Raw genomic sequence first — 21,286 nt, 5'->3', positions numbered from 1 at the left:
GGATCTCCTTCACAGGGGCCGGGACTGCTTCGGCCGGGACTCGGCCACTCAACATCCTGCCCCATCCGGAGGCGGGCGGGTAGGGGAAGACTCCCCTGTTCACCCCTCGTTTCAGGGTACGAAACGGTAGCCTGCCCCGGCTTCGGTCAGCAGGTGCCGCGGGTTGCCGGGGTCCTCTTCCAGCTTCCTTCTCAACTGGGCCATGTAGACGCGGAGGTAGTTGACCTCCTTCCGGTAGGACGGCCCCCAGACCTCGGACAGCAACTGCTGCTGCGAGATCAGACGCGACGGGTTCCGGACCAGGATTTCGAGGATGTTCCACTCCGTGGGGGTGAGCCTTACCGGCTGCCCGGCACGCAGGACCTGCCGGGCCACAAGGTCAACGGTGAAACCGGCAGAGCTGACCACGGGGCGGGATTCGGGCTCTGGCACCCTGCGCAGCAGGGCACGCAGCCGTGCCAGCAGTTCATCAAGCCCGAACGGTTTGGTGATGTAGTCGTCGGCGCCGGCGTCCAGCGCGCCCACCTTGTCCGGGGACCCGTGGCGGGCGGACAGGACCAGCACCGGCGCCGCGCTCCAGCGGCGGAGGTTCCGCAGGACTTCGGTCCCGTCCATGTCCGGCAACCCGAGGTCGAGGACCAGCAGATCCGGTGCCTGGCGCGAGGCCGCGGCGAGGGCGGAGGCGCCGTCCACGGCCGTGTCCACGGCGTAGCCGTGCGCTGCGAGCGTGATCCGAAGGGCCTTGAGGAGGTGCGGATCGTCGTCGATGACCAGTACCCGCGCTGCCGGGGGCAGGTTTCCGGTTTTGGTGCCGGCGTGGTTGGCGGTCATGGCTGGCCCGCCGCGGTGGTGGGCTCCCGGCCGCCGGGGTACCCGGCCGCCGGGATACCGGCCGGGATGCCGGTGGAGAGGGGCAGCCGGATCACCATTGTCAGGCCGCCACCTGGGGTTTCGGCAGCTGTAAGCGTGCCCCGCATGGACTGGATGAAGCCCTGTGCCACTGACAGGCCCAGCCCTATCCCGCTGGACTGCGACCGGTCGTCGAGCCGCTGGAAAGGCCGGAACATGTCCACCACCTTGCGGGCAGGGACCCCGGGGCCGTGGTCGATGATCTGCAGTTCGCCGCAGGGATGGCCGTCAAGGACGCTGCCGTCCGGCCCGCCCGCCACCACCACACGGCTTCCGGCCGCGTATTTCAGCGCATTCTCCAGGATGTTGGCGACCACCCGCTCCAGCAGGCCGGGATCGGCGTCCACGGGCGGCATGTTCGCAGGCAGCGCCACCGTCACCGCCCCTGCCGGCAGCCCGCGCAGGGCCGCATCCACCACCTCGGTCCAGCGGACCGGACCCAGCAAGGGTTCCACCGACTGGGCGGTGATGCGTGACATGTCCAGGAGGTTGCCCACCAGCAGGTCCAGCCGGTCGGTGCAGGCGTCAATGGTTTCCAGCAGGTCTTGCTGCTCTGCGCGGGTGTAGGAGACGCCGTTCTGCAGCAGTCCCCCGGCGGCCAGCTTGATGCCGGCCAGGGGTGTCCGAAGGTCGTGGGAGACGGCCCGGAGAATCGCGGTCCGCATGATATTGCCCTCGGCGAGTCGGAGGATCTCATTCCTGGTTGCGGCCAGCTGCCGGCGTTCGAGCTGCGCTTTGACGTGCACGGCGAAGGCCGCCAGGAGCCGCCGCCCGGACGGCGGAACCGTCCGGCCCGCCAGCACCAGGAACGTTTCCCCGTCCACCGGTTCAACCGTGGTTCCTGGCCCACCCGGCATCACCGGCCGGCCGGTCGCATCCCCCGCCGCGGCGATCACCTGCCATGCGCCGCTCCCAGGGCCCGCCCCACCACCGTCGCCCAAACCACCGTCGCCCAACCCGCCGTCAGCCAACCCGCCGTCGTCGACCATCACGCCGTCCACCATCACGCCGTCCGCTTCTGCCCCGGACGGTGCCCGGGTGACGACGGCGGCACCGTCGGCACCGAAGACGCTGACTGCTTCCGCGAGCAGCCCTTTGAGGTTGTCCTCCTCGCGGGATGCGGCCAGGGCCAGGTCGGCCAGCGTGGCTGCCTCGGCCCGCGCCGTTGACGCCTCCTTGGACCGCCGGGCGGAGCGGTCCACCACCCCTGCCACCGCTACGGCCACGCCGGCGAATACAGCCAGGGACAGGACATCCTGCGGGTCACGGATGGCAAGGTCATACAGCGGCGGGGTGGAGAAATAGTTCACCAGCAGGCTGCTCCACAGCGCACCGGCAACCGCCGGCCACAAGCCGCCAACCAGGGCTACGGCCACCGCGCCGGCCAGTTGGAGCAGTGCCGCCGTGGCAACGCTGTGGTCAAAGACTGCGAGCAGCAACTGCAGGCCTGCGGGCAGGACGGCGGCGAGCGCGAAACCGGCAATGACCCTGCGCCGTCCCAGCCCGGTGCGGCGCTTGCGGCTCCTGGCCGCCACGGGCCGGGGCACCACCTGGACGTCGATGTCCCCTGCCCCGCGCACAACCCTGGCTTCCACGCTTCCACCGGACAGGACGGTGAACCTGCGGCGGCTCTGCCCGACAAGGATGTGCGTGGCGCGCGAAGCCCGGGCGTAGTCCAGGAGGGCCGCGGACACGTCGCCGGCGGTCAGCGCGTGGTAGCTCCCGCCCAGCTCCGCCACCTGCCGCCGCTGGGACTCGAGTGCGTGGGGCGATTCGCTCCCGGCACCGGAGGGGGTCCGGACATGGATGGCCAGGATCTCGCCCCCGCCGGCCCGCTCAAGGAGCTTGGCGGCCCGGTGCACCAGGAGGTCTCCGTCGTCGCTGCCGTTGAGGCCGATGACGATGCGTTCCCTAGCCATGACGCATATTCTCCCACCAACGCCCGTCCCCGCACGCCAGGGGGCGCCGGAACATGGTGCGGTGCGGCCCCCGGGAACGTAGGCTCGGGGGATGGCCAGATTCTTTGACGTTCATCCCCACGACCCCCAGCCCCGCGCCATCGCGCAGGCAGTGAAGATTATCCGCGACGGCGGCCTGATCGCGTACCCCACGGACTCCTGCTACGCGCTGGGGGCACAGATGGGAAACCGGGAGGCCCTGGACCGGATCAGGAGCATCCGGCACCTGGATGACAAGCACCACTTCACACTGGTGTGCCGGGATTTCGCGCAGCTGGGACAGTTCGTGAACATCGGCAACGACGTCTTCCGGAGCATCAAGGCCGTCACCCCCGGCAGCTACACGTTCATCCTGCCCGCCACCAAGGAGGTTCCCAAGCGGTTGCTCCACCCCAAGAAGAAGACGGTGGGGGTGCGCATCCCGGACAACCGTGTGGTCCAGGCGCTGCTCGCCGAACTGGGCGAGCCGCTGCTGTCCAGCACCCTGCTGCTGCCGGACGAGGAGGAACCGCTGACCGTGGGCTGGGAGATCAAGGAACGCCTGGACCACCAGGTGGATGCCGTGATTGACGCCGGCGACTGCGGCGCCGAGCCCACCACCGTTGTCGACTTCTCCAGCGGTGTGGCCGAGGTTGTGCGCCGCGGCATGGGCGATCCGTCCCGCTTCGAGTGACCACCGGCCGGCCGCGGCGGTGGGTCAGTCCTGCTTGCGCGCCCTGCTGGGCTGCACCCGCGGCGGTTCGCCCGGCATCTTGGGGTAATCGGGCGGGAAGGGCAGTTCTCCCAGGCCGGCCTTGCAGTCGCGGTCCCACCACTGCAGCAGGGTGTCGATGGTGCCGGGCGCGGCACTGAAGTCCGCCCACGGGTCACCCACCGTCTTCAGCCGCTCCGGCACGGTAAGGATGGTGAAGTTCTTCGGATCCGCCTGCTCCAGTTCGTCCCAGGTAATGGGGCAGGACACCGGGGCGTGCGGAAGCGCACGCGGGCTGTAGGCTCCGGCGATGGTGCGGTCGCGGTTGGCCTGGTTGAAGTCCAGGAAGACGCGCCGGCCCCGTTCTTCCTTCCACCAGGCGGTGGTCACTTTGTCCGGGATGCGCCGCTCCACTTCCCGGGCGGCGGCGATGACCGCGTGCCGGACGTCCAGGAACTCGCGGGTGGGTTCGATCGGGGCGTAAACGTGCAGGCCCCGGTTCCCGGAGGTCTTGATGAAGCAGGTGAGCCCGGCCTCGGCAAGGACCTCCTTCAGCACCTGGGCGGCCGGGACGGCGTCGTCGAAGTCGGTGCCGGGCTGCGGGTCGAGGTCGATCCTCAGCTGGTCGGGGTTGTCAGTGTTTTCCGCCCGCGACGGCCAGGGATGGAACACCACCGTGTTCATCTGGACGGCCCAGACGGCGGCCGCAGGCTCGTCGAACACAAGCTGGGGATGGGACCGGGCACTGGGGTAGACAACTTTGACGGAGCGGATGAAGTCCGGCGTGCCCTTGGGCGGGTTCTTGGAGAAGAACATCTCGCCGTCGATGTTGCCCGAATACCGCTGAAGTGAGACGGGCCGGTCCCCGTTGGCGGCGATGAACGCCTCCCCCACATCGCAGATGTAGTTCACCAGGTCCAGCTTCGTGAGGCCCAGGTCCGGCCAGAGGACCCGGCTGGGGCTGGAAATCCGCATCTCGCGCTCGCCGTTGGGACCTGGGACAGTAATGGTGGTCTGCTCACTCGCCATGGGGACAACGTACACCCCGCCACCGGCAGGGATGGGTACATCCGCCACCCTCCGGCATGATGGACCCATGCCAGCATCCGATGAGCAGCTCACCGTCGCCGTGGGGGACGCCTCGTTTTCCGCCGTTTACGCCCGCCCTGCAGAGGCCACCGCCACCGTGGTGGTGGCACACGGCGCCGGCGCCGGCATGGAGCACCCTTTCCTTCACGGCTTCACCGATGCCCTGAACAGCCTGGGCCTGGCCACCCTGCGCTTCAATTTCCCCTACCGCGAGGCGGGGCGGAAGTTCCCTGACCGTCCTCCCATGGCCATCGCCGCCTGGCGGGCCGCCATGGCCGCCGCGCGGGCGCAGGCAGACGCCCACGGTGACCGCGGCCCCGTGTGGGCGGCGGGCAAGTCGTTCGGGGGGAGGATGGCGTCCATGGCTGCAGCCGAAGGCATGGACGTGGCGGGGCTGGTCTACCTGGGCTATCCCCTGCACGCTCCCGGGAAGCCGGAGAAGCTCCGGGATGGACACCTGTACGGGCTGGGCGCCCCGATGCTGTTCCTGCAGGGAACCCGGGACACGTTTGCCACACCGGGGATCCTTGAAGATGTGGTCTCCCGGATCGGGCCCAACGCCGTGCTCCAGTGGGCGGAGGGCGGGGACCACTCCTTCGCGGTGGCGGGAAAGAAGCGGCCGGCCGGGGAAGTGGGCGCATCCCTGGCAGCCCCTGTGGCCGCGTTCATCGCAGCGCACAGCTGAGGAGGCGGCCCTCCCCGCACATGTCGGTCCGGGTACAGGGGCGCCCGGGGCAAGGCTACCGGCGTTGCTTGGTGCGTGCGGTGGCGGGGGCCGACCAGGGGTCCTCGGGCCAGGGGTGTTTGGGGTAGCGGCCGCGCATTTCGCCCCGGACCTGGGCGTACGGGCCGGACCAGAAAGAGGTCAGGTCATCCGTCACGGCGAGGGGCCGCCGGGCCGGGGAGAGCAGGTGGAACAGGACCGGTACGCGCCCGTCCACCAGCCGCGGGGACTCGGCGAGTCCGAAACACTCCTGCAGTTTCACAGCGACGACGGGCGCCGCACCATCATCGCCCGGTTCCGGATAATCGATCCGGATGCGGGAGCCGCTGGGGACCTCAAGGCTTTCGGGGGCCAGCTCACCCAGACGGGCAGCTTCCGGCCAGGGCAGGAGGCGGCGCAGGGGGTCCGCCAGGTCCAGGGAGGTCAACGGTTTCCCGGCCGCAAGGTCCTCCAGTTCGGGCCCCAGCCACTCTTCCAGCCGCTCCAGCAGCGCGGTGTCCGACACATCCGGCCAGGGCCCTCCCAGCTGGCGGTGCAGGAACGCGAGCCTGCGCCGGAAGGAAGCCGCCGCCGTCGACCAGGGCAGGGCCGCCAGCCCCTGGGACTGCAACGCGACCGCCACGGCCCTCCGTCCCTGTTCGGCGCTGGGGCGTACCGGCGTGGCCGAGAGCATGATGGCACCCAGCCGTCGTGTCCTGCGCGCGCTCAGCCGGCCTCCGCTGAAGTCCGCTTCCACCGTGTCTGCCAGCAGGTGCGACGCCGCCGTTTCGGCCATGGCGGCGGCCAGGGGTGCGGCGGCCCGGATCACGGCGCCGGTGCCCCCCGCGTCCCGGCCCGAGGCCCGGGACACTTCGGCCACGGCCAGCCACTCGTGGCCTGACAACGTGCTGCCCGCGGGCAGGCCTGCCCGGGTGCCGGATGTCAGCAGGTACTGTCCTGCCGCCTCGCTGCCCGGCACGCGGCGGGCTATGCGGTCGGGAAACGCGAGGGCGACGACGGCGCCCACCGCTTCGGAGCCTCCCGCGGCGCCGGAGGAATCCGGCAGGGCGACCTCGCCTTTCCGCTGCGCCATGGCAGCCAGCCGCCTGGACTCCTCCGCCCAGCGCTTCCCCGCCGGGCCTTTGTCCGCGCGGAGCTGCGCCAGCAGCCTGGGCAGGTCGCCGCCAGGTGCGCGGTGGTCTCCGGAGACCGCGGCCACCACTTCGGCGGCGAGCCGGCGGCCGGTGGAGGCGCCGCCGTCGAGCAGTGCCCGGGCCAGCCGGGGATCGGCGGGGATGGCAGCGAGGGCCCGGCCCGCGGCCGTCACCTGCCCGTCGTCCGATACCGCGCCCAGTTCGCGGAGTACCTCAACGGCGTCGTCCATGGCCAGGCGGGGCGGCGCGTCCGGGAGCGCGAGGCCCTTCCCGCCGGGCGCTCCCCAGCATGCCAGGGTGAGGGCGGCGCCGGTCAGGTCTGCCACGTTGATTTCCGGGGTGACGTGGGCCGGAGCCGCACCGTAGGCCTGCTGGGTGTAGCAGCGGACCACCTGCCCCGGACCCTGCCGTGCGGCGCGGCCGGCGCGTTGGTCTGCCGACGCCCGGGAGCAGGAGACCGTGACCAGCCCGCTCATGCCGCGGCCTGAGTCGCGCCGCGGTTCCCGGGTCAGGCCGGAGTCGACCACCAGCCGGACGCCGGGCACCGTCAGGGAGGACTCGGCAAGATCGGTGGAGGCTATGATCCGCGGGGGATCTCCGGGGTTCCGCCCGGACACGGCCCGGTCCTGCTCCGATGCCGCCACCTGGCCGTGAAGTTCCAGCACCTCTACGCTGCGGCCCAGCCGGCCGCGGAGCGCCGCGGCCACGTGCGAGACTTCCCTGGCGCCCGGAAGGAACACGAGGGCATCCACGGCGTTGTCCGCGGTGAGTGCACGGGCATGGGCGTCCGCCGCTGCCGCTGCAACGTGGTCCAGGAAGGCAGGCGCCACTCCCCTGGCGTCCAGCCGCGCCGCCGGTGCCGGGAGCCACTGCACTTCCAGTGGATAATTCACTGAAGCGCAGCCGACCACAGGTGCCGGGCCGCCGCCGTCGGAATCGGCCAGCAGCGCCGCGAAGCGGGTTGCGTCCAGCGTTGCGGACATGGCGACGACGGCGAGGTCACCGCGCAGGGCACGGACCTCCGCGACCATGCCGACCAGGAGGTCCGTTTCCAGGCCGCGCTCGTGCACTTCGTCTAGGACGACGGCGGCCGTCCCGTCAAGCGCGGGATCTGCCAGCAGCCGGCGCAACAGGATGCCCGGGGTGACAAACTCAACCCGGGTGGCCGGGCCCGCCTGGCGTTCCCCGCGGACCGTGTAGCCCACGCGGCCGCCAAGGCCACTGCCGTCCAGGGCGGAGAGGCGGCGGGCGGCGGCCCGGGCGGCAACCCTTCGGGGCTGGGTGACGATGACGCGGCCGGACCGGCCATACAGATTGGCGAGCAGCGGCGGAACGAGCGTGGTTTTGCCGGTGCCCGGCGGAGCCTGGACAACGGCGGCGCCGCCTTTCAACGCATGCTGCAGTGCGGGCAGGGAGCCTTGGAAGGCCAGACCGGCACCGATGGCAGCAAGGTCGAAGGCACCGGCAGCGGGGTTGCCGTCAGGAGGGATCACCCGTCCATTCTGCCCTGACGGGGAAGTGCTCCTCCGCCCGGGTCAGGGTTTGCCTTGGCTCCGGCCCTTGCCTTTGGCTTCCTTTGCGGTGTCCGATCGTTGTGAACCGTGCGCGTCCGGGGCGGGGGCAGGGGCGACGGCCTCAACAACCGGGGCCACCGGGCTGGGCCCGGTCCCGGTGGTGTCTGCCAGGGCAGGTGCCGGGGCGCCGGCAGCCGGCTCCGCGGCCGGCGATGCCGTGGCGGCCGCAGCTGCCACCTGCGTGGCGATATCCGCCCGGACGGCCGACAGCGCGTCCTCGATGCCGCGGTAGCGGGCAGCCGAAACACGGCCTGCTGCCGCTGCTTCGCCAAGGTCCTTTTCGAGTGCCTGCAGGGCGGCCAGCGCCCCGTCCATCCTGTTCTCGGAGGCAGCCTGGCTGATGCTCAGCACGCGGATCTGGAAACCTCGCAGTACGTCGTCGTCCGTGCCGCCCGGGCGGACGGCTGCCGCGCCGGCGACGAGGCATGCGACCACGGCGCAGCACAGGATGATCAGGGCGCGGACCCGGCGGCGGGGTGCGGGAGTGGACGCCCCCGCCGGAGCGGGTCCCGCCGATTTCTCCGGCTCAGGCCGCATGCCTGCCCCGCATCGGAAGGGTGGACGCGGAACGCACGGGCAGGACCGTCACAGTGGCGGTATCAACTGTGGGCGCCGGCACCGCAGCCACGCGCACCGGAGAGGCCGGCCGCGCCATGAGGACGCGGGCTGCGGTTCGGAGGGCAGTGGCGATCAACAGGCCAATGCCAATTCCGAGGAGGACGTGGCCGGCCAGGTAGTGCTGGGCCGCTCCGGGGCCACCTGCCGCCGCCACCGCAGCACCGCCCAAGGTCAGCGCCAGTGACAGGGCCGTACCGAATATTGCGCCCATGGCTCCTGCTCCCATCCCATTTAATCAGCAAGCTTACTAGTAATGCTCAGTAAGCTTACTACCACATGGGCCGGAAGCAAGAGTGGGGAGGGCTGCGGAGGCGGGGCGGCAGTCAGCATGCCGCTTCGAGCAGGTGCCCGGCCGGCGCGAGTCCGGCGTACCGGCCCTTGAAGAACAGCAGGGGCTCGGCGTCGCCCCGCGCGTGGAGGTGCCGCACGGCAGCCACCACAATGGTGTGGTCACCGCCGTCGTACTCTGCATGGAGGTCGCAGTCGATCCAGGCGAGCGCGTTCTCCAGGACCGGATTCCCCAGCGGCGAGGGGCTGTGGGCGACTCCCGCGAACCTGTCCGTTCCCGGGCGGGCAAACTGTCCGGCGAGGTGCTGGTGTTCCGCGGGGAGGATGTTGACGGTGAAGGAACCGGCCCTCCGCAGCACCGGCCACGTGCTCGATGTGCGTGCCGGGCTGAAGGTCACGAGCGCCGGTTCCAGCGACAGGGAGGCAAAGGACTGGCAGGTGAAACCCACGGGCCCTCCGGGGGTGGAACCGGTAACCACGGTCAGGCCGCTGGCGAATGTTCCGAAGATATCCCGAAGCCGGCGGGGAGCGAGATCTGAAGTGACTGTCATGGAGTGGCCCTCTCGTCTGGATCGTTACCTCACCAAACCACCAGCCGGCCGGGCCGCTCAAGCCGCCCGAAACACGCGGACGCGTACCGCAACGAAAGGTCACGGCCGTACATCCGGCGTCATCGGTTCCGGGCCGTTATGCCGGCTGCGCCCGCTGGTCCAGCGCGGCGAGCAGCCGGCGGACGGAGCCGCCGAGGTTCCAGTCGATGGCCAGCCGCTCAAGTTCGGCGCGCCGGTCACCCGTCACCGGCTGCAGCAGGGCGCCCGCCTGCTCAAGGGTGGGCAGCTCGAGGTCGCGCACCAGGCGGACGACGGCGGGAGCTGCTTCGAGGTAGGCGGCAGCGGCGGAGAGTTTGGCCCGGACGGGACCGGACACGCCGCCGTCGTCGTCTTCCGCGGCAGCCAGCAGCCGTTCCAGGGTGCCGTACTTGAGCAGCAGGGATGCCGCCGTCTTCTCGCCGATCCCGGCGACGCCGGGCAAGCCGTCGGAGGCGTCGCCGCGCAGCGTGGCGTAATCGGCGTACTGCTGCGGGAGGACCTTGTACTTGGCCACGACGGTTTCTTCGGTGATGACTTCGAGGTTCTTCATGCCGCGGGCTGTGTAGATCACCCGGACCTTCCGGTCGTCGTCGCAGACCTGGAAAAGGTCCCGGTCGCCCGTGACGACGTCCACGGGAAGGCCTGCCTGGCTGGCGTAGGTGCCCACGACGTCGTCGGCCTCATGTTTCGCTCTTCCCACAATGGCGATGCCGGCCAGCTCCAGCACGCGGCGGATCATAGGCAGCTGCGCTTCCAGGCCCTCAGGCACCACTTCCACGTCGGTGCCGCCGGGGACCGCCTGCGCCACCCGGTGGGCTTTGTAGGTGGGGATCAGGTCCACCCGCCACTGCGGCCGCCAGTCATCGTCCCAGCAGGCCACCAGGTGGGTGGCCGCGTAGTCGGTACTGAGCCGGGCAATCATGTCCAGCAGACCGCGGACGGCATTGACCGGAGTGCCGTCCGGGCGGCGGATGGTGTCCGGCAGGCCGTAGAAGGCGCGGAAGTACAAGGAGGCAGTGTCGAGCAGCATGAGGCGCTGGGGCATACCTCGATCCTCACACGGAAATGGCCACCCGGGCAGTAGCCGCGATCTCCGCCGTGGCGCCTGGAAGGACTGGGCAGGGATTCCCAGTCCCGGGAGGCCCCGGCCTGCCTGCTCGAACCGGACATGCTGCGTACGGTTCAGCCGGACGTCGGGGTGCCAAGGGCGCCGGTCACGGTTGCCCGGTGCCGGGCGGGCCGGTGAGTACCGTGGGAACGTACTCCAGCAGCTGGAGCCTGCCGTCAAACGTCCTGCTCTGCACCATGTCCAGCCGGACGTCGGGATATCCGTCGAAGATCCGCTCCCGCCCGGTGGCGCCGGTAATGACGGGGAAGACCACCAGCCGGAACCGGTCCACGAGGCCCGCCACCAGCAACGACCGTGCCAGGCTGATGCTGCCCAAGGTACTCAGGGGTCCCGTTCCCCTGCGCTTCAGCTCGCGGACCGCATCAACCGCGTCCCCGGTTACCAGGGTCGAGTTCGGCCAGTCCAGGGGAGACTGCAGCGAGGAAGAGAACACGATTTTCGGTACTGCGGACAGCCCCGTGAGGCTGGCGCCCTCCTCCTCGGAAAAACCGGACCGGTTCGCCGCGGCCTGCGCAGACATGCCGTACATCAGCCGGTACGTATTCGCGCCCAGGAGGAAGGTGTAGTTGTTCGCCGATTCCTGGTCCAGCCAGGCAAGGTATTCGGGCCCCTCCAGTCCCCACCACCCGGGCCAGCCCTCTGCGGAGGCGTAACCGTCCAGCGAAATGATCAGGTCCACCATCAGGGGTGCCTGGGACGGTTCGGCAGGTGTGGCGCCCATGGCCGGCTCCTTGGACTGATCGGCGTAGATTTGGCGGCAATGCTATGCCCGCCAGGGCGGAGGTACAAGGGTCCGGCCCTTTCATCAGCCCTGCCGCAGGCGTAGCGTCTATTGCGCCGGAACCGTCGTAGCCGTCTAAGGAGCGGACATGGCTGGATGGAATGCAGACACAGCGGCGGGGCCTGTGGGCGCAGGGACCGTGACCCTGGTCGAAGGCTCATGTTTTTGTATCTCCGCAGCCAATGGTGATATCCACCCGGACCTGCCCCACGGCGTCTTCCATGAGGACACCCGCATCCTGTCGGGGTGGAGCATGACGGTGAACGGCCAGCCCCTTGAGCCGTTGGCGGCGGAGACGAAGGAACCCTACCGGGCACTGTTCATCGGCCGCGTTCCCCGGGCAGACGGGTATGCGGACAGCCCCTTGATCGTGGAGCGGCTGCGGGAAGTGGCGGCCGGAGTGGTTGAGGAGATTACGATCCGCAACTATTCCGGCAACCCCGTTGAATGCAGCATCTCCGTCGGTGTCGATTCGGACTTCGCCGATCTGTTCGAGGTGAAGGAGGCGAGGGTCCAGCGGCGGTGGGACGTCACCCGCGGAGCCGACGGCGATTCCCTGATTGTCAGCGCGGCCTGGCAGGACCTGCGGAAAGCTGTCCTGGTCAGGGGACGCGGCGCCGTCGCCTCCGCCGGCGCACTCACATACCGCGCCGTGGTTCCCGGATACGGCCAGTGGAGCACGCGGTTGAGCGTGGCACCGGCAGGGCAGCACAACGTTACGCGCCCCGCCGGGCACGGGGTGTCACCGAGTGACCGGAGGCACCAGGAATGGGTTGCCAAAATCCCCAGGCTGCAGATGGCGAACCGGTCCATTGAACGCACGCTGCGGCGCAGCTATGACGACCTCGGCGCGCTCCGGATCGAGGACCCTGAGCATCCGGAACGGATAGTGGTGGCGGCCGGTGCCCCATGGTTCATGACCCTGTTCGGGCGTGATTCGCTGTGGGCTTCGGAGATGGCCCTGCCCGTGGACCCGTCCCTGGCATTGGGCACCCTGCAGACGCTGGCGGACCGGCAGGGCAAGGTAGTGGACCCGATGAGCGAGGAGGAACCCGGGAAGATCCTGCACGAAGTCCGGTTGGGCGTGTCCTCCGGGCTGGCGCTTGGCGGCAAATCCATCTACTACGCAGCGTGGACGCCACCCCGCAGTTTGTGATGACCCTGGCATCGGTCAGCCGCTGGGGGTTCGGAAAGGACGCCATAGCCGCCCTCCTGCCCAACGCCGACCGGGCCCTGGACTGGGTCCGGACCTACGGCGACAAGGACGGCGACGGGTTCGTTGAGTACCAGCGCCTCAACGACCAGGGCCTTATCAACCAGGGGTGGAAGGACTCCTGGGACGGGATCAATTTCGCGGACGGAACCATTGCCGAGCCGCCCATCGCGCTTTGCGAGGTGCAGGCTCTGGTCTACTCAGCGCTGCTGTCCCGGGCATGGATGGCGTACGACGCCGGGGACGCGCCGTTGGCTGCCCGGCTCACCGCCGAGGCGGCGCAGTTGAAGAAAAGGTTCAATGAGGAATTCTGGCTGCCGGAACGTGGCTACTTCGCCGTTGCCCTGGACGGCCGCAAGCGGCCGGTTGATGCCTGCGCCTCGAATATGGGGCAGTGCATGTGGCACGGGATCGTTGACGATGACAAGGTGCCGCTGGTGGCTGAACGGCTGATGTCGCCGGAGATGTTCAGTGGCTGGGGTGTCCGGACCCTGGCCTCAAATATGGGGGCCTACAACCCGGCCAGCTACCACAACGGTTCAGTCTGGCCGCATGACAATGCCATTATTGCGGCCGGACTGATGCGGTACGGATTCGTCGAGGAGGCGCAGAGAATCGCCAGCGCCCTGCTCGAAGCCGCGGATTTTTCCGGCGGCCGGCTGCCGGAGTTGTTCTGTGGCTTCAGCCGCGAGCAGGTAGCCGAGCCGGTGCCCTACCCCACGGCCTGCTCCCCTCAAGCCTGGGCGGCCACCGCGCCGATCATGCTGATCACCTGCCTGATGCGGTACGACGCCCACGTCTCCCGTGGTGGTTTTTGGATGGATCCGGCGCTGCCCCAGTCCTACGGGAACCTGCACATCACCAACGCTCCCCTGGCCGGAGGCCGGATCACCATCGACATCAAAGACGGCGAACCTGCGGTGCAGGGCTTGCCGGAGGGCCTGACGTTCCACCGCGAACACCGGCCCTGGCTGACCGAGCTCATCTCCCAGGCCGGACTGGACGCCAAAAGCTAAACATCCCAGTCGCCGTCGGCGTAGGCGCTGCGGACGTGGGCGCGCAGGTACTCCCCCACCACGGCAGCTCCAAGGCCGCCCACTTCGGGAGCCACAACCCGGCCGTCCACGCGCTGGGCCAACCGCTGGATGAACCGCTCCAGGCCGGGGTCGTTGCCCAGGCGGAAAAAGGTGGCCTGGACGCCGGCGCGGCCAAGGCGGTCCAGTTCGGCAACCGTGGCGCGGATGGTCTCGGCGTCCGGCGGCCAGTTGAACCAGGAGTCCCCGTCGGGCAGGAGGTGCGCCGTGGGTTCGCCGTCCGTGACCACCAGCAGGACGGGCTGCATGGACGGGTGCCGGCGGAAGAAGCGGCCGGCCAGCAGCAGGCCGTGGTGCAGGTTGGTTCCCTGTTCGCGGAGGGCGGGCAGCGCCGTGAGTTCTCCGATGTCCATGGCCTGCGCGTAGCGGCCGAAGGTGATCAGCTCCAGCCGGTCACCGCGGAAGCGGGTGGACACCAGGTGGTGCAGTGCGAGCGCGGTCCGCTTCATGGGAACCCATCGTCCTTCTGCAGCCATGGAGAAGGACACGTCCACCAAAAGGGCCACGGCGGCCTGCGTGCGGGCCTCCGTTTCCGATACTTCGATGTCGCCGACGGCGAGGCGCAGTCCCCGGGCCGGGTCACCGCCGTCGGCCATGGTGCGCAGGATGGCGTTGGTCATGGTGCGGGTGACGTCCCACGGCTCGGCGTCCCCGAACTCCCACTGCCGGCTCGAGCCCGTCTGTTCTCCTGCGGCCCCGGCCATCCTGGTGTCCCTGCTTCCCTGCCGGCCGGACAACTGCCTGGCAGCATCACGGAGCAGGGACTTCCCAAGCCGCCGCATGGCCTGCGGGGACAGCCTGAGGTCGCCGTCGGCGCCACGCCGCAGGTAGCCGCCGTCCTGCATGGCCCGCTCGATCTCCGCGAGGGTACGCGCACTTACGGCCGCGTTTTCGCCAAGCTGGCGGGTGAGCGCGTCCAGGTCCAGGTCATCAAGGCGGGAGCCGTTGTAGGACTGGGAGAGCTGTTCGGACAGTTCGTCGAGTTCGGCGATGTCCTGCAACACCCCGGTGCCGTCCCCCAGTCCCAGGCCTTCCTGCCCTTCAAACCGTTCCGAGCCTGTCCAGTCCTCCCCCGGGCGGAGGGCCTGGAGGGTGGCGTCGAGTTCGCTGAGCTGGGCCATCAGTTCGGGCGAGCCGAAGGCCTGGGCGGAGAGCCGCATCAGCTCACCGCGCTGCTCCGGGGACATCGACTGCAGGAGCCGCTGGGCGGCGGCGGCGCGCTGGGCGAGGGCGTCCACCAGCTCCTCCACCGACTCCGGGTTCTCCGGAAAGAACTGGCCGTGTTTGGCCATGAAGTCCTGGAAGTCGGCGTCGGTGTCCTCCCCGCGCCGGTGCTTGCCCAGTAGTTCGTTCAGGTCCCGGAGCATGTCATTCACTGCCTGCCGGTCCTCATCGGTGGCGCTCTCCAGCGCCTGCTTCATGCCGGCGAAGCGCTGCTCAAGGACTTCCCGGCCCAGCAGGTCCTTGATGTGTTCGTAGGCCTCACGTGCTGCGCTCGATTGCCAATCGTAGGACGCCAGCTCATTGACCGCCGCAGCCGTGGAGGGTGGGAGGTTCTGCAGCTGCATCTCCCGGAAGGCACGGTCGGTGTTGTCCATCATGGCGTCCCGCGCCAGTTGCTTGCGCTCCTCCAGCACCGCGGTGTCCAGGAGCTTCTTTACTTCGTCCAGGGTGCCGTCCAGCCGGTGCCGGCTGAGCAGGCCGCGGCGCCGATGCTGGACGCGCCGGGCAAGGTCATCCAGGCCGTCCCGGTTCCGGCCGCCGCGCCGCAGGAATTCCTGCAGGGCGTGGCGGGGCGAGTAGCCGGCCATGACGTCTTCGGCGACGGCGTCAAGCGCCTCGGCCAGGTCGACCGGCGGGGCGAGCGGGTCCGGGCCGCCGGTATACCGGCCGTACTTGGCGGACCGCTTGTGGATGGCCATGGTGCCTCCTGAGCCTAGCCGTAGATGGTTTCCTCGTCGTCGGATTCCTTGGAGATCCGGCGGCCCAGGTACAGCCCTTCAAGGGCCAGTTCGACGGCGGCGGCGAGCTGTCCGTCATTCGCCGCGCCCAGGCGCCGCCCGATTTCGTCGTACAGCCCCGAGCCGTTCAGCGACGGGAGGTTGCCCAGGAACTCCTGCGCCGTGACCTGTTCACCCGTGGTGACGGTCCGGTGCCCATCCAGGGCGGCCACGAGCGGACCCATGTCCAGACCCTGGAAGTGCGCGCGGACAGCTTCCGCAGTGGCGGTGCGCAGGAGGTGGTCAAGGACACCCTGCTCCCGCCCTTCCTCGCCGGATTCGAACTCGATCTTGCCCGTCAGCACCTCCACTGCTGGCTCCAGGTCGATGATGCGGGCCACCGCCTGCTCCTCCCCCCGCAGGCTGGCCCGCCGCAGTGCCGCCGCGGCCACCGTCTCCGCCCCGGCGATGGCGAACCGGGCCGAAACGCCGGACGTCTGGTTGATGGCGGGCGACTCCCGCAGCGCCCGGGTATACCTTGCTAGGATCTCCAGGATGAACGGGGGGACGTCCGCAACGAGCCGGCCCTCCTGCCGGATGACCGCTACTTCGTCTTCCAGTTCGATGGGGTAGTGGGTCCGGATCTCCGCACCGAAGCGGTCCTTCAGCGGGGTGATGATGCGCCCGCGGTTGGTGTAGTCCTCCGGGTTTGCTGATGCCACCACCAGCACGTCGAGCGGGAGCCGCAGCACGTAGCCGCGGATCTGGATGTCCCGTTCCTCCATGACGTTGAGCATGGCCACCTGGATGCGTTCAGCCAGGTCCGGGAGCTCGTTGATGGCGATGATGCCGCGGTTGGAGCGTGGGATCAGCCCGTAGTGGATGGTTTCCGGGTCCCCCAGGTGGCGTCCCTCGGCCACCCGCATCGGATCCACGTCACCAATCAGGTCAGCGACCGACGTGTCCGGGGTGGCGAGCTTCTCCACGTAGCGCTCCGAACGGTGCCGCCAGGCCACCCGCAGCCGGTCCCCCTCCGTCAGTGCCCGGGCACGGGACTGTTCGGTGATCGGGTCAAAGGGATGCTCGTTCAGCTCCGAATCCTCGATCACCGGCGACCACTCGTCCAGCAGTCCGGCCAGGGTACGGAGCAGGCGGGTTTTGCCTTGCCCGCGCTCACCCAGCAGGACAACGTCATGGCCGGCGAGCAGGGCCCGCTCGAGCTGCGGAATCACCGTCCGGCTGAAGCCGTACAGGCCCGGCCAGGGGTCACGTCCGGCAGCAAGGGCGGCGAGGAGGTTGTCGCGGATTTCGTGCCTTAGGTCCTTGTGGACGTATCCTGCCGCACGCAGTTCACCAACGGTGTAGATATCGGGGCGATCAGTCACTCCTCTACGGTAAGCCCCGCCTTGCGGCTAATCGATAGATTCCTCCAGATTCCTGTGGGACCCCGGGCCTCGCAGGCTCGGCACGGGGCCCCCTCGCGGCTACGCTTAGACCCAATGACACAGAGCACATTAATCCTCCTGGTGCGGCACGGCGAGACCCCCACCACCGGCACCGTCCTGCCGGGGCGGGCCCCGGGCCTGCATCTTTCCGGGCGCGGCCGCACGCAGGCTGAAGCTGTTGCCGAACGCCTTGCGGGCCTGCCTGTCGACGCGCTCTATTCGTCACCCCTGGAGCGGGCACGGGAGACAGCGGAGCCCACGGCCGCCCGCACCGGCCGGACCGTCATGGAAGAAGCCGGGCTTTTGGAATGCGATTTCGGTGACTGGACCGGTGCCGCGCTCGCCGGGCTTGCGGGCCTGCCGGAGTGGCAGACTGTCCAGCACAACCCGTCGGCGTTCCGCTTCCCCAACGGCGAGGGCTTTTCCGGAATGCAGGCGCGGATGGTTGGGACGCTGGAGGATCTTCGGACCGCCCACCGTGGTGGCGTCGTGGTCTGTTTCTCCCATGCCGATCCCATTAAGGCGGCCGTGGCACACGCGCTGGGCACCCACCTGGACCTTTTCCAGCGGATCGTGATCAGCCCGGCGTCGGTCTCGGTGATCTCCTATGCGGACGGCCAGGCGCCGGCGGTGCTCACGGTGAATTCGATGTCGGAGCCCCTGAGCGGGCTGAGGGCGCCGTGATGCCATCCGGTCCGGCAGGGAACGACTGGCCGCGGGACGCGGCGGCACGGGGCATGCGGTGTCCGGGCGGGAGCTGACCCTCCTCACTGAGGGCCGCGTGGAACTGCTGGGCCGCATCATGAGCGGCAGCAATGCCACGTTCCTCGCGGAGCTTTCCTGCGGTGACGATTCCGCCTGGGCCGTCTACAAGCCGGAGGCTGGAGAGCGGCCGCTGGCGGATTTCGACGCCGGCCTGTACCGCCGGGAGCGCGCCGCGTACCTGCTGAGCGAAGCGCTGGGCTGGGGAATGGTGCCGCCCACGGTGGTCCGCACGGATGCCCCGCTTGGAGTGGGGTCGCTGCAGTGGTTCATCGAGGGCGACCACGAGGAACACTACTTCACCCTGTACGCGGACTCCCCGGAAACCCACGACGAACTGGCCCGGATGGCCCTGTTCGACTACGTGGCCAACAACACGGACCGCAAAAGCGGGCATGTCCTGCGCGGAGCGGACGGCCGCATCTGGGGCATTGACCACGGTCTGTGCTTTTCCGCTGCCTTCAAGCTGCGCACGGTGATCTGGGACTTTGCCGGCGAGCCGATCCCGGACAACCTGCTGGCGGACATCAGTCCCCTGGCGGACACTGTTCCGGCTGACGTGGCAGCGCTGCTCCATCCCGCCGAGGTGGTTGCCCTGCAACGCAGGGTCCAGCGGATGCTGCAGGAGATGGTGCTGCCCGTTGACCACACCGGCCGGCGCTATCCCTGGCCGCTGATCTAGGCGCCCCAGGTCCAGGTGTCTTGGATTCAGTCGCCCCAGGTCCGGGTGTTTTAGGTTCAGGCGGCGGGCCTGCGCGGGTCCTGGCGCCCTTCCAGCGCGGCCGCGGCCGCCGGCGCCGCCTGCTCAAGATACGCGCCGATGTGGTCCAGCAGGTAGTGCTGCCCAAGCACTGTGGGATGGTCGCCGTCCGGGCCAATCAGGTCATCAAAGTCATCGCTGATCCACCCCTCGGCGATCGGGTCCACGTACTCACCGCCCGCCCGCGCAGTGGCAGTCCTGAGTTGGTCGCTGATATCCAGGAGCCCGGGGTCAGGGTCCGTGGTGTACGACGGCGGCCCCACCACAATGATCCTGGCGTCCGGGGCAAGGGCTTCTGCCCTGTCCATGGCGGCGAGGGCCGCGTCGCCGACGTCGGCAGAGGCGTAGCCGAGGTCGTTTTCCGAGCCGAAGAAAACCACGATCCCGGTGTCAGGGGTGACGTAATCATCCACCTGCGTGCCGAAGGTTCCGTTGTAGTCGCCCAGGCTGAGGTAGCCGCTTCCATCCTCGGCTGCGTTGACCACCTCAAGGCCCGCCACCTCCGGGTCCGTCCGCATCAACGCCGGCCACGCCTGCTGCGGCGACGTGCCGTGACCGGTGCTCAGGGAGTCCCCCACCACCACAACGCGGACGGGGGGCGCCGCCGTGGCCGGGGGCTGGGTCCGGGCTGCACTTCCCGACGTCACGGCCAGGAGGAGGGCAGCCACACCGGCAGTCACCAGCCGGCCGGGATGCCCGTGCAGCAGCGCACTGTCCTGCATGGCACCTCCTCCTGCCTGGATTTCCGGGTGGCCGGGGAATTGCCCGCCGGCCGTTTTTTCTTCTTGTCCGTGTCCCATCGTAGGCAATTGTGGGAATACTTTAGGGCCAAGGTGACCAGGATCAACAGGATGCACAGCGACTGCACAGGAACCTTTAGGGCATTAGGTACCCTGGTGGCCGCCGTCCGGGGTCAGGCCGGGCGGCGCCGACCAGGCTGCACTGCAGCCGCGGGCTACGCTGTATCCGTGCAGCGGCAGGCAACCGGGTGGAATCCCGCAACCAAAATTTCCGAGCAGGCGCCCGGCGTCTACTTCGCCGAAGGGCCGGCCTCCAACTGGATCGTGGTGCGGGACCCTTCCGGGTTCATCCTTATCGACAGCGGCTACCCCGGTGACCGCAGCAACGTCCTTGCCTCGATCCGCCATCTGGGCCTGGAACCGGCCAACGCCCTTGCCCTGCTGGTCACGCATGGACATGTGGACCACACGGGCACTGCCGCCTTCTTTTCCGAAACATTCGGAACCCCGGTCCTGTGCGCCCCCGGGGAGCTGGCCCACGTCCAGGTTAAGGAGAAGCACCAGGTCACCTTCGGCCAGGTCATCCGCCGGGCCTGGAAGCCGCGCATCTTCCGCTGGATGGTGCACGTCATCAGGGCGGGTGCCCTGGGTGCCAGGCCAGTGCCGGCGGCCGAAGCGTGGGACGCTGACAGGCTCCGGGCCCTGCCTGGCCGGCCCGTTGCCGTACCAGTGCCCGGCCATACGCCAGGCAATGCAGCCATCCACCTGCCGGGGGCGGGTGCCATCGCCGTGGGCGACTGCTTCGTCAGCGGCCACCCGATCAGCCGGACTTCCGGACCGCAGATGCTGCACCCGATGTACCACGCAGATCCGGCCGCAGCCGAAGCCGCCCTGCAGAACCTGGCCGGGTTGGAATCCCCGGTTGTCCTTCCGGGCCACGGACCTGCCCTGCGCGCCCCGCTGGCGGAAGCGCTGGCGGTTCTCGGGTACCGCGGCTAGAACTTCCCGTACCGCGCCCTCGCCATCGAGTACACGCCGTAGCAGATGAGGCCCGCGGCGATGGCGGCGAGGAGGATCCCGCCGTAGGGCTGTGCGCCCAGGGTCTTCAAGCCGCCGTCGAGGCCGGAGGATTTGGACGGATCGGCGGTTACTGCCGCCACGATGACCAGGACACCCACGACGGCGAGCACCACACCCTTGGCTGCATAACCGATGATGCCAAGCCATTCCACGGCGGTCCGCGCGTTGCCCGGGTCCTGCAGGTCCTCCATGAACTTCCTGGAAACGCCCCGGTAGGCGTAAAGGACGCCGCCTGCAATGACCGCCAGGCCCAGCACCACCAGAAGAACCACCCCGGCGGGCGCTCCCATCAGCTTTGCGGTGAAATCGCTGGCCGACTGGCTGGAGTTCTTGCTGCCCCCGGCGGCAAAGACGCCGAAGGTAAAGGCAAGGAAAGCGAAAATCACAGCTTTCCCCGCAGCACCAGCAGCTTTCTTCAGTTTCTTCTTTGAGTCGGGCTCCGTGCGCGCCCCAAAAGCAGCCTCACTGAGCATCCAGAGGGCAAGCGCCGCACAGGCAACAGCGCCGGCCCAGAGCAGGATCCCGCCCCCCGGCTTGGATGCCAGGCTTCCCAGTGCCCCGGACTGGTCAGCTTCTCCACCCTGGCCCCTGGTCAACTGCAAGGCAATGGCACCGATCAGGATATGAAGCAGGCCGATGAAGACATATCCGGTACGGGCCAGAACGCGTACCGCCGGGCTGCGGCCCGCCGAGGCCGCCCCGGATACTGCCCTGTTAGCTCCCTGCGACGCGTTGCCCATGGCCGGCCCTTCCAGATATGTAGTTGAT

Annotated in this window: 18 protein-coding genes and 1 pseudogene; 6 read left to right on the top strand and 13 right to left on the bottom strand. The window is 69.1% G+C overall.

Annotated elements, in window-relative coordinates; all coding sequences use genetic code 11:
• Positions 1–111 precede the first annotated feature (111 nt).
• Entirely contained in the window at positions 112–831 is a 720-nt protein-coding gene (locus tag PUN51_RS04335) for a response regulator (RefSeq protein WP_159632088.1), read from the bottom strand.
• Positions 828–2,828 (bottom strand): DUF4118 domain-containing protein, encoded by a 2,001-nt coding sequence (locus tag PUN51_RS04330; RefSeq protein ID WP_275180055.1) that lies wholly within the window; start codon positions 2,826–2,828, stop codon positions 828–830. The genes PUN51_RS04335 and PUN51_RS04330 overlap by 4 nt, the downstream gene beginning before the upstream one ends.
• Before the next feature lie 91 nt (positions 2,829–2,919).
• Between PUN51_RS04330 and PUN51_RS04325 the strand changes: the two genes are divergently transcribed.
• On the top strand, positions 2,920–3,540 hold the full coding sequence (locus tag PUN51_RS04325; RefSeq protein WP_141160539.1) for an L-threonylcarbamoyladenylate synthase: 621 nt from the start codon (positions 2,920–2,922) through the stop codon (positions 3,538–3,540).
• A gap of 24 nt (positions 3,541–3,564) precedes the next feature.
• Here PUN51_RS04325 and ligD read toward each other — a convergent pair whose 3' ends face one another.
• On the bottom strand, positions 3,565–4,587 hold the full coding sequence (gene ligD, locus PUN51_RS04320; protein WP_275180054.1) for a non-homologous end-joining DNA ligase: 1,023 nt from the start codon (positions 4,585–4,587) through the stop codon (positions 3,565–3,567).
• 67 nt (positions 4,588–4,654) lie between these two features.
• Here ligD and PUN51_RS04315 point away from each other — a divergent pair, with 67 nt between their 5' ends.
• Positions 4,655–5,332, top strand: coding sequence for an alpha/beta hydrolase family protein (locus PUN51_RS04315; RefSeq protein ID WP_275180053.1), 678 nt, complete (start codon positions 4,655–4,657; stop codon positions 5,330–5,332).
• Between the two features lie 55 nt (positions 5,333–5,387).
• On the opposite strand, the gene hrpB is transcribed toward PUN51_RS04315, so the two are convergent.
• From hrpB to PUN51_RS04285, 6 genes are all read right to left on the bottom strand, one after another.
• A complete protein-coding gene (gene hrpB / locus PUN51_RS04310) occupies positions 5,388–7,997 on the bottom strand; it encodes an ATP-dependent helicase HrpB (RefSeq protein WP_275180052.1) in 2,610 nt (869 codons plus the stop codon).
• A gap of 42 nt (positions 7,998–8,039) precedes the next feature.
• Positions 8,040–8,615 carry a hypothetical protein gene (locus tag PUN51_RS04305; protein WP_275180051.1) on the bottom strand — a complete coding sequence of 192 codons (576 nt, stop codon included), beginning with the start codon at positions 8,613–8,615 and terminating at the stop codon, positions 8,040–8,042.
• Positions 8,605–8,907 (bottom strand): hypothetical protein, encoded by a 303-nt coding sequence (locus tag PUN51_RS04300; RefSeq protein ID WP_275180050.1) that lies wholly within the window; start codon positions 8,905–8,907, stop codon positions 8,605–8,607. Before PUN51_RS04300 ends, PUN51_RS04305 begins: the two co-directional genes overlap by 11 nt.
• Before the next feature lie 112 nt (positions 8,908–9,019).
• Positions 9,020–9,535: a flavin reductase family protein gene (locus tag PUN51_RS04295; protein ID WP_275180049.1), complete on the bottom strand. Its 516-nt coding sequence runs from the start codon at positions 9,533–9,535 to the stop codon at positions 9,020–9,022.
• A gap of 136 nt (positions 9,536–9,671) precedes the next feature.
• Positions 9,672–10,619 carry a 5'-3' exonuclease gene (locus PUN51_RS04290; RefSeq protein ID WP_275180048.1) on the bottom strand — a complete coding sequence of 316 codons (948 nt, stop codon included), beginning with the start codon at positions 10,617–10,619 and terminating at the stop codon, positions 9,672–9,674.
• Positions 10,620–10,788: 169 nt separating this feature from the next.
• Positions 10,789–11,424, bottom strand: coding sequence for a dihydrofolate reductase family protein (locus PUN51_RS04285; RefSeq protein WP_159632096.1), 636 nt, complete (start codon positions 11,422–11,424; stop codon positions 10,789–10,791).
• Between the two features lie 148 nt (positions 11,425–11,572).
• Between PUN51_RS04285 and PUN51_RS04280 the strand changes: the two are divergent.
• Positions 11,573–13,713, top strand: a pseudogene (locus PUN51_RS04280) (amylo-alpha-1,6-glucosidase).
• Here the strand turns inward: PUN51_RS04280 and PUN51_RS04275 are convergent.
• On the bottom strand, positions 13,710–15,713 hold the full coding sequence (locus tag PUN51_RS04275; RefSeq protein ID WP_275180047.1) for a vWA domain-containing protein: 2,004 nt from the start codon (positions 15,711–15,713) through the stop codon (positions 13,710–13,712). The pseudogene PUN51_RS04280 and the gene PUN51_RS04275 sit on opposite strands and share 4 nt — an antisense overlap.
• 14 nt (positions 15,714–15,727) lie before the next feature.
• Positions 15,728–17,116: a sigma 54-interacting transcriptional regulator gene (locus tag PUN51_RS04270; RefSeq protein WP_275180046.1), complete on the bottom strand. Its 1,389-nt coding sequence runs from the start codon at positions 17,114–17,116 to the stop codon at positions 15,728–15,730.
• A gap of 114 nt (positions 17,117–17,230) precedes the next feature.
• Here PUN51_RS04270 and PUN51_RS04265 point away from each other — a divergent pair, with 114 nt between their 5' ends.
• Positions 17,231–17,860 (top strand): MSMEG_4193 family putative phosphomutase, encoded by a 630-nt coding sequence (locus PUN51_RS04265; protein ID WP_159632100.1) that lies wholly within the window; start codon positions 17,231–17,233, stop codon positions 17,858–17,860.
• A 58-nt stretch (positions 17,861–17,918) separates the two neighbouring features.
• Positions 17,919–18,620: an SCO1664 family protein gene (locus tag PUN51_RS04260; protein WP_159632101.1), complete on the top strand. Its 702-nt coding sequence runs from the start codon at positions 17,919–17,921 to the stop codon at positions 18,618–18,620.
• 56 nt (positions 18,621–18,676) lie between these two features.
• Here the strand turns inward: PUN51_RS04260 and PUN51_RS04255 are convergent, their stop codons facing one another.
• Positions 18,677–19,420, bottom strand: a complete 744-nt coding sequence (locus PUN51_RS04255) for an SGNH/GDSL hydrolase family protein (RefSeq protein WP_159632102.1) — start codon at positions 19,418–19,420, stop codon at positions 18,677–18,679.
• Positions 19,421–19,666: 246 nt separating this feature from the next.
• Here PUN51_RS04255 and PUN51_RS04250 point away from each other — a divergent pair, with 246 nt between their 5' ends.
• Entirely contained in the window at positions 19,667–20,437 is a 771-nt protein-coding gene (locus PUN51_RS04250) for an MBL fold metallo-hydrolase (protein ID WP_275180045.1), read from the top strand.
• Here the strand turns inward: PUN51_RS04250 and PUN51_RS04245 are convergent.
• Entirely contained in the window at positions 20,434–21,258 is an 825-nt protein-coding gene (locus PUN51_RS04245; RefSeq protein WP_275180044.1) for a DUF1206 domain-containing protein, read from the bottom strand. The genes PUN51_RS04250 and PUN51_RS04245 overlap by 4 nt on opposite strands.
• Between the last annotated feature and the right edge of the window lie 28 nt (positions 21,259–21,286).

The organism is Arthrobacter sp. NQ4 (assembly GCF_029077345.1).
GTDB lineage: Bacteria > Actinomycetota > Actinomycetes > Actinomycetales > Micrococcaceae > Arthrobacter.
This window is presented reverse-complemented; position numbering and strand designations above follow the sequence as displayed.